Consider the following 6,221-nt stretch of genomic DNA (forward strand, 5'->3'; position numbering starts at 1 on the left):
ATCAGGATGGTGCGGATGCGATCGTCGCTCACGCCGCCGCGAGCCTGCAACGCTCGATGAAAAGCTGGTGCGGCGGCATCGCCTCCGCCGCGCGGGCGACCTCTGCGCGGCGGTGCGCGAGGCCGGCGCGCAGGCGCTCGGGATCGAGCCGGTCGACCAGCGGGTCATAGCGATCGGGAACCACGCCGTTGCCCGCGAAGATCGCCACCCAGCTCGGCTCCTGATACGATTCCTCGGCGAGCAGCGCGACCCGCCCGCTGGCGTGGAACATCTCGATCTTGTGGCGCAGCGTGTCGGGCACCGCCATCGACCGGCAATAATCCCAGAGCGGCGCGTCGTCGCGGCGGGTGAGGCTGTAATGGAGGATCAGGAAGTCGCGGATCCGCTCGAACTCGCTCGTCGTGACGCGGTTATATTCGTCGGCGATGCGCGGGTCCCAATTGCGGTCGGGAAAATATTCGATGAGCCGCGCGATGGCGGTCTGGATCAGCTGGATGCTGGTCGATTCGAGCGGCTCCATGAACCCGCCGGCGAGCCCGATCGCGACGCAATTGCGGTTCCAGAACCTCCGCCGCCGCCCGGTGGTGAAGCGCAGCACGCGCGGATCGGCGAGCAGATCCCCGTCGATATTCGCAGTGAAAAGATCGCGGGCGCGCGCATCGTCGGTGAAGCGGCTCGCATAGACATAGCCGTTGCCCATCCGGTGCTGGAGCGGGATCCGCCATTGCCAGCCGGCCTCGCGCGCGGTGGACAGCGTATAGGGCGCGGGCGGTCCGGTCGGCGCGCTCGGCGCGACCACTGCGCTGTCGCACGGCAGCCAGTGGCGCCAATCCTCATAGCCTGTGCCCAGCGCCTCCTCGATCAGCAGCCCGCGAAAGCCCGAGCAGTCGACGAACAGGTCGGCGGCGTGTCGCTGGCCGTCGGCGGTGACCACCGCGGCGATATGGCCGCTCTCTCCGTTCAAGACGGTATCGACCACCTTGCCCTCGATCCGGCGCACACCGCGCCCCTCGGCATAGTCGCGCAGGAAGCGAGCGTAGAGCAGGGCGTCGAAATGATAGGCGTATCGGTAGAAATGCTGCGGATTGCCCGGATCGGACGAGGGCGGCGCGAAGCGGCCGCGGCGGGCCATCGCGGCAGGCAGGCTATACGCGCCGAGCGGCGTCGCATCGCCCTCCCCGCGCAGCTTCAACCAATGATGGTGCGGCGCCACGCCTTCGATCGCGTCGCCATAATCGCCGAAGCCGTGGAAGAACGCGTCGCCGATCCTGCCCCAATCGCGAAATTCGATGCCGAGCTTAAAGCTCCCCTGCGTCGCGCGGACAAAGTCGCGCTCATCGATCCCGAGCAGCCCGTTGAGGTGCTGCATCAGCGGTACCGTCGCCTCGCCGACGCCGATCGTGCCGATTTCCTCTGACTCGATCAGGGTGATGCGGCAACGCTCGGGCGCAAGGAAGCGCGCGAGCACCGCCGCGCTGATCCACCCGGCGGTGCCGCCGCCGACGATGCAGATCGATCGGATGGCCTGGTCGGACATGCTCCCCCGAAGCTTAGGCGCGGCGAACTCCGCAAGAAAGAGCGGCGCCCCGGATGAGGCGCCGCCCAGTTTCTGGGATCAGAAGCTGGCCCGGATGATACCGGCGATGCGCCGGTCGGTATCGGTCCAGCTGTAGCGCGGATGGAGGACCGCACCTCCGACGTCCAGGAACGTGCGGGTGTTGAGCAGATTGGTGCCCTGCACCCCGATCTTGATATTGTCCGTGATGCTGACGAGGATCGAGCCGTCGAGCTGGCCGTAATCCTCCGACCAGACCGGCGCGTTGAGGTTGGCCGCGGAGGTGGTCAGCAGATATTCGGAGCGCCAATTATAGGCGAGCCGCGCCGAGACGCCGTATTTCTCGTAGATCGCGGCGACGTTGTAGCTCCATTTCGACAGGCCCTCGAGCGGCAACGTCGTATCGTTGGCGTTGTTGATCTGGTTGGGATCGAGCGTGTTGACCGGCTGATTGGCGCCGCCGCTGCTGTCGACCCAAGTGAAATTGCCCTGGAAGCCCAGCCCGCCGAGCGCGCCCGGCAGCATGTCGAAGAACTGAGTATAGGCAAGCTCGACGCCCTTGATCTTGCCGTGATCGCCATTGACCGCGCGCGTGACGTTGAAGGTCAGCGATTGGCCGTTGCTGACATAGGTCTCGTCGACATTACCCGAGATGATATAGTCCTTCACGTCCTTGTAAAAGGCCGCGAAGGTCAGGCTGTTCGACCGGCCGAAATAATATTCGGCGCTGAAATCGAATTGGGTCGATTTGGTTGGCCGAAGATACGGGTTGCCCGCCTGGCCGGTCAGGCCGAGCGGCTGGGGCAGCAAGGCAGTGCCCGCGGTGTTGAGCGTGAAGCTCAATGAGGCATAGGGGCGCAGCTGCGAGAAATTGGGCCGGACCATCGCCTTTCCCGCGGCGAAGCGCAATTGCAGGTCATCGGTGACCTTGTAGCGCAGATTGAGCGTCGGCAGCACGTCGGTATAGCTGTTCTTGTAAGTCGCATTCGACAGCCGTCCGCCGGCGCCGTTGTTCGAAAAGGCGATCGCGGCGGCGACCCCGGCACATTGTGGCGCAGTGGGCGTGGCGACGCAGCCCGAAGTGATCGTGCCGATGCTGAGATAGCCGACCGCTTCGTTGCGGGTGCGGACGACGCGGACGCCGATATTGCCATCGAGCGCCCCCGCGCCGAAACGCAGCATGCCATAGCCGGCCAGCGTCTTCTCGCTTTGCGTGGCGACGCCGCCCAGCACGTTGTCCGAGCCCGGATTGGCGTTCTCGAAGCTCGCATCGGTCAGCGGCGCCCAGCCCCAGCCCGAGCTCTGCGTGACGCGGAGATAATCATAGGCGTTCGCAGTGCCGTTGGTCATCAGTCCGGTCGAGGGGAACCAGCCCACGCCGGGAACGCCTATCTTGCCGCGGAAGAAGTCGCTATAGTTGAACTGCTCGGCCTGGTTGGGAAGGCCGGGATTGCGCTGGCCGTTGATCGTGAAGTCGTCGGCTGTCGCCGGGCGACCGTCTGGCAGCGGATCGGTGGCCGTGCCGTTGTTGTTGACATAGGTGTCGTAGCCGGTCTGGTTGACATAGACCGGCGGCGCATTGCCCGTCGCGCCCCAGAATTGCTGTGAGAGAAGCCCCCAATTATAGCCGGTCTGCCGGGTGACCGCGTCGCGATCGGTGGCGCGCACGCCGGCGCGGAAGGATTTGAGGAAACTGTCGTCGTCGAAAGTGTATTCGACGTCGAAGCGCTCAGCCCATTGGCCGGCGCGATTGTCCTCGAGATGGTCCATCGCCGCGGCCCACCAGTAATTGGCGGCGTTCGCCAGCGATGCACCGTTCTCGGTAGCAGTGACGCTCGGACTGTTGCCGCGCAGGTCGAACGCGATGTTGGGGCGGCGCGCGTCGAAGAAGCCCGGGGCGATGCCGAATTCGGTAAAGGCAGTGAAGCTCAGCACGTCGGCGCTCGAGGTGACGCGCTGGACGTCGGCGCTGACCGCCCAATGGTCGCCCGGCGCCCATTTCCAGTTGAGCGAATAATCGCGCGTAACCTTGTGCGACTCGCCGTAGCGCGTGTCGAGGTCCATATTGGCGTTGGTATACGAACCGACATCGAGCACGCCGTCGCCATTGACCTTGTACGAGGATTCATAGTCGGGAAGCGAATAGACGCCCTCGGCATGCTCCATGTCCTTGGGGTCGGCAGAGGAGAGGAACGCCTCTGCTGTGAAGGTCATTTCCGGGCTCGGGCTCCACTGGATCGATCCGTCGACCGAGGTGCGCTTTTGCTGCCAGTCGATCCGCCGCCAGCCGAGCGACGAGGGCACGAGGATGTTCTGGAACCCGGCCGGCGCGCCGCCATTGGCGCGCACGGTATAGGTGCCGAGCTGGATACTGTCGGTGCGGTTACCGATATTGTTGATGCTGCCCGAGACCAGGATGCCGATGTCACCGAGCCCGGTCTCCCAGCGATTGCTGTACAGGCCATTGGCCGACCAATAGCCGCGCTTGCGCATGTCGGCATAATTGTAGTCGCCTGACACCGCGAGCAGCTGGCCGCTCTGGTCGAACGGCTTGCGGGTGCGCAAATTGACGATGCCGCCCACTCCGCCTTCGACCATCTCGGCCGAAGGGTTCTTATAGACGTCGACGCCGGCGAGCAGATCGGGCGAGACATCCTCGAAGCTCAGCCCGCGGCCGCTATTGGCCGAGAAGATGTCGCGGCCATTGACCTCGGAGCGCACCCAGGACAGCCCGCGGATGAACACCCCGCCGCCCTCGGCCGCGAGCCGCGCCGGATCGCGATTCTCGTTGGTGCGCTGGAGCGTGATGCCGGGAATGCGTTGGAGCGCCTCAGAGACCGATCGGTCGGGCAGCGCGCCGATGTCCTGCGCGCTGATCGAATCGACGATCTGGTCGGAATTGCGCTTGATGTTGCGCGCGCTGGTGAGCGACGCGCGGATACCGGTAACAACGACCTGGTCCTGATCCTCAGGCGGCGCCGGACTCGGTTGCGCGCTCTGATCTTGTGGCAGCGCTGTCACGACAGACGGATCATCGGCGGCGAAAGCCGATGCCGCCCAGCCGGTGGCGGCCAGCGCAATGGTGGAAATGCCGGTGCGGAGCACCCGCGACGCATGAAGACTCGAACGAACCTCAGCCATCAAACTCCCCCTCAGCCACGAAAGGGAAGCGCTCGGCATGATGCCGTTCCGCACCCCCTCCACTCGCCCCCCGGGCCTCTGATGGGCGGGGTAGCTGCCATATTTATTAGCGCTAACAATTTTCACATACAAGTAGCTATTGCAATATGCAGCAAGGCTATGGCGCGGCGTTTGCGGGCGGGCTGTACGGGGGCGGCGCTGCGGCATAGCTATGATTCGTGATCGTTGACTCGAGGTACCGATGAAAAGACTTGTCCTGCTTGCGTTGCTCGCCACCACTGCCGCCGCCGCGTCCTATGCCGCGCCCGGCGACGACAAGGACCTGCACAAGCGCCTCCTGACACTCGACACGCACCTGGACACCCCCATCCATTTCAGCCGCCCGGGCTGGAATTTCGGCGAACGGCACGACCATGCGACCGATCCGGTCCAGGTAGATCTCGGACGGATGGACGCGGGCGACTTGGACGGCGGATTCTTCGTGATCTACACCCCGTCGGGTCCGCTGACTCCCGAAGGCTACGCCGCGGCTAAGGCCTTTGCGCTCGGCCGCTCGGACGAGATCCATGCGACCCTCGCCAAATTTCCCGACCGCATCGGGCTGGCGATCAGGGCGAGCGACGCGGCGCGGCTCGACAAGGCCGGCAAGCGTTTTGGCTTCATCAGCATCGAGAACAGCTACCCGCTGGGCGAGGACCTCTCGCTGCTCGGCGAATTCTACAAGCGCGGCGTGCGGATGGCCTCGCCGGTGCACTTCAAGAACAATCAGTTCGCCGATTCGGCGACCGACACGCCCAAGTGGAACGGGCTCAGCCCGCTCGGCAAGCAATGGGTCGCCGAGATGAACCGCCTCGGCATGGTGCTCGACGCGAGCCACGCGTCGGATGCGGTGCTCGACCAGATGATAGCGCTATCGAAAACGCCGGTGATCCTGTCGCACAGCGGCACCAAGGCGGTATTCGATCACCCGCGCAACGTCAGCGATGCGCTTGCCCGAAAGCTCGCGGCGTCGGGCGGGGCGATCTGCGTCAACAGCGCCTATCTCGGCGAGTCCAACCCCAATGCCGAGCGCTCGGAGATCTCGGACAAGCTCGAGGACGCAGGCAAGCTCGGGCTGACTGCCGAGCAGGTCGCCGCGCTGACCCGGCGGCTGCGCGAGATCGAGGCGACTGCACCGTCGCAGCAGGCCGATTTCGAAACCTATATGCGCGCGGTGCTCCACCTGATCCAGGTGGCCGGGGTCGACCATGTCTGCTTCGGCGCCGATTGGGACGGCGGCGGCGGCGTGCCGGGGTACGAGGACATCGACGCGCTGCCCAAGGTCACCGAACGGCTGCGCGCGGCGGGCTATTCGGCGAAGGATATCGAGAAGATGTGGAGCGGCAACGTGCTGCGGCTGGTCCGCATCGCCGACGAGAGGAAGGGACGGTAGCATTTCACTCCCCTCCCTGCTGGCAGGGAGGGGCCGGGGGTGGGTGCGCGCGTCTGCGCGTTCAAAAGACTCCGTGCCAAGCATCGAAGCGCG

The 6,221-nt window shown here is 65.1% G+C and carries 3 protein-coding genes; 1 reads left to right on the plus strand and 2 read right to left on the minus strand.

The annotated features are described in order from the left end of the window. Positions 1-28 precede the first annotated feature (28 nt). Both AC3WJI_RS14635 and AC3WJI_RS14640 read right to left on the minus strand, forming a co-directional pair. Complete coding sequence (locus tag AC3WJI_RS14635; protein WP_492758013.1) at positions 29-1,537, minus strand: tryptophan halogenase family protein; 1,509 nt, start codon at positions 1,535-1,537, stop codon at positions 29-31. Between the two features lie 78 nt (positions 1,538-1,615). Further along, positions 1,616-4,696, minus strand: a complete 3,081-nt coding sequence (locus tag AC3WJI_RS14640) for a TonB-dependent receptor (protein ID WP_492758014.1) — start codon at positions 4,694-4,696, stop codon at positions 1,616-1,618. A gap of 241 nt (positions 4,697-4,937) precedes the next feature. Here AC3WJI_RS14640 and AC3WJI_RS14645 point away from each other — a divergent pair, with 241 nt between their 5' ends. Beyond that, positions 4,938-6,128, plus strand: coding sequence for a dipeptidase (locus AC3WJI_RS14645; protein WP_492758015.1), 1,191 nt, complete (start codon positions 4,938-4,940; stop codon positions 6,126-6,128). Positions 6,129-6,221 lie beyond the last annotated feature (93 nt).

It is taken from the genome of Sphingomonas sp. FW306-1B-B10E, assembly GCF_058782005.1.

Coding starts and splice junctions, on each gene's coding strand:
- AC3WJI_RS14635 (WP_492758013.1), bottom strand. CDS start 1,537: ATGTCCGACCAGGCCATCCGATCGATCTGCATCGTCGGCGGCGGCACC.
- AC3WJI_RS14640 (WP_492758014.1), bottom strand. CDS start 4,696: ATGGCTGAGGTTCGTTCGAGTCTTCATGCGTCGCGGGTGCTCCGCACC.
- AC3WJI_RS14645 (WP_492758015.1), top strand. CDS start 4,938: ATGAAAAGACTTGTCCTGCTTGCGTTGCTCGCCACCACTGCCGCCGCC.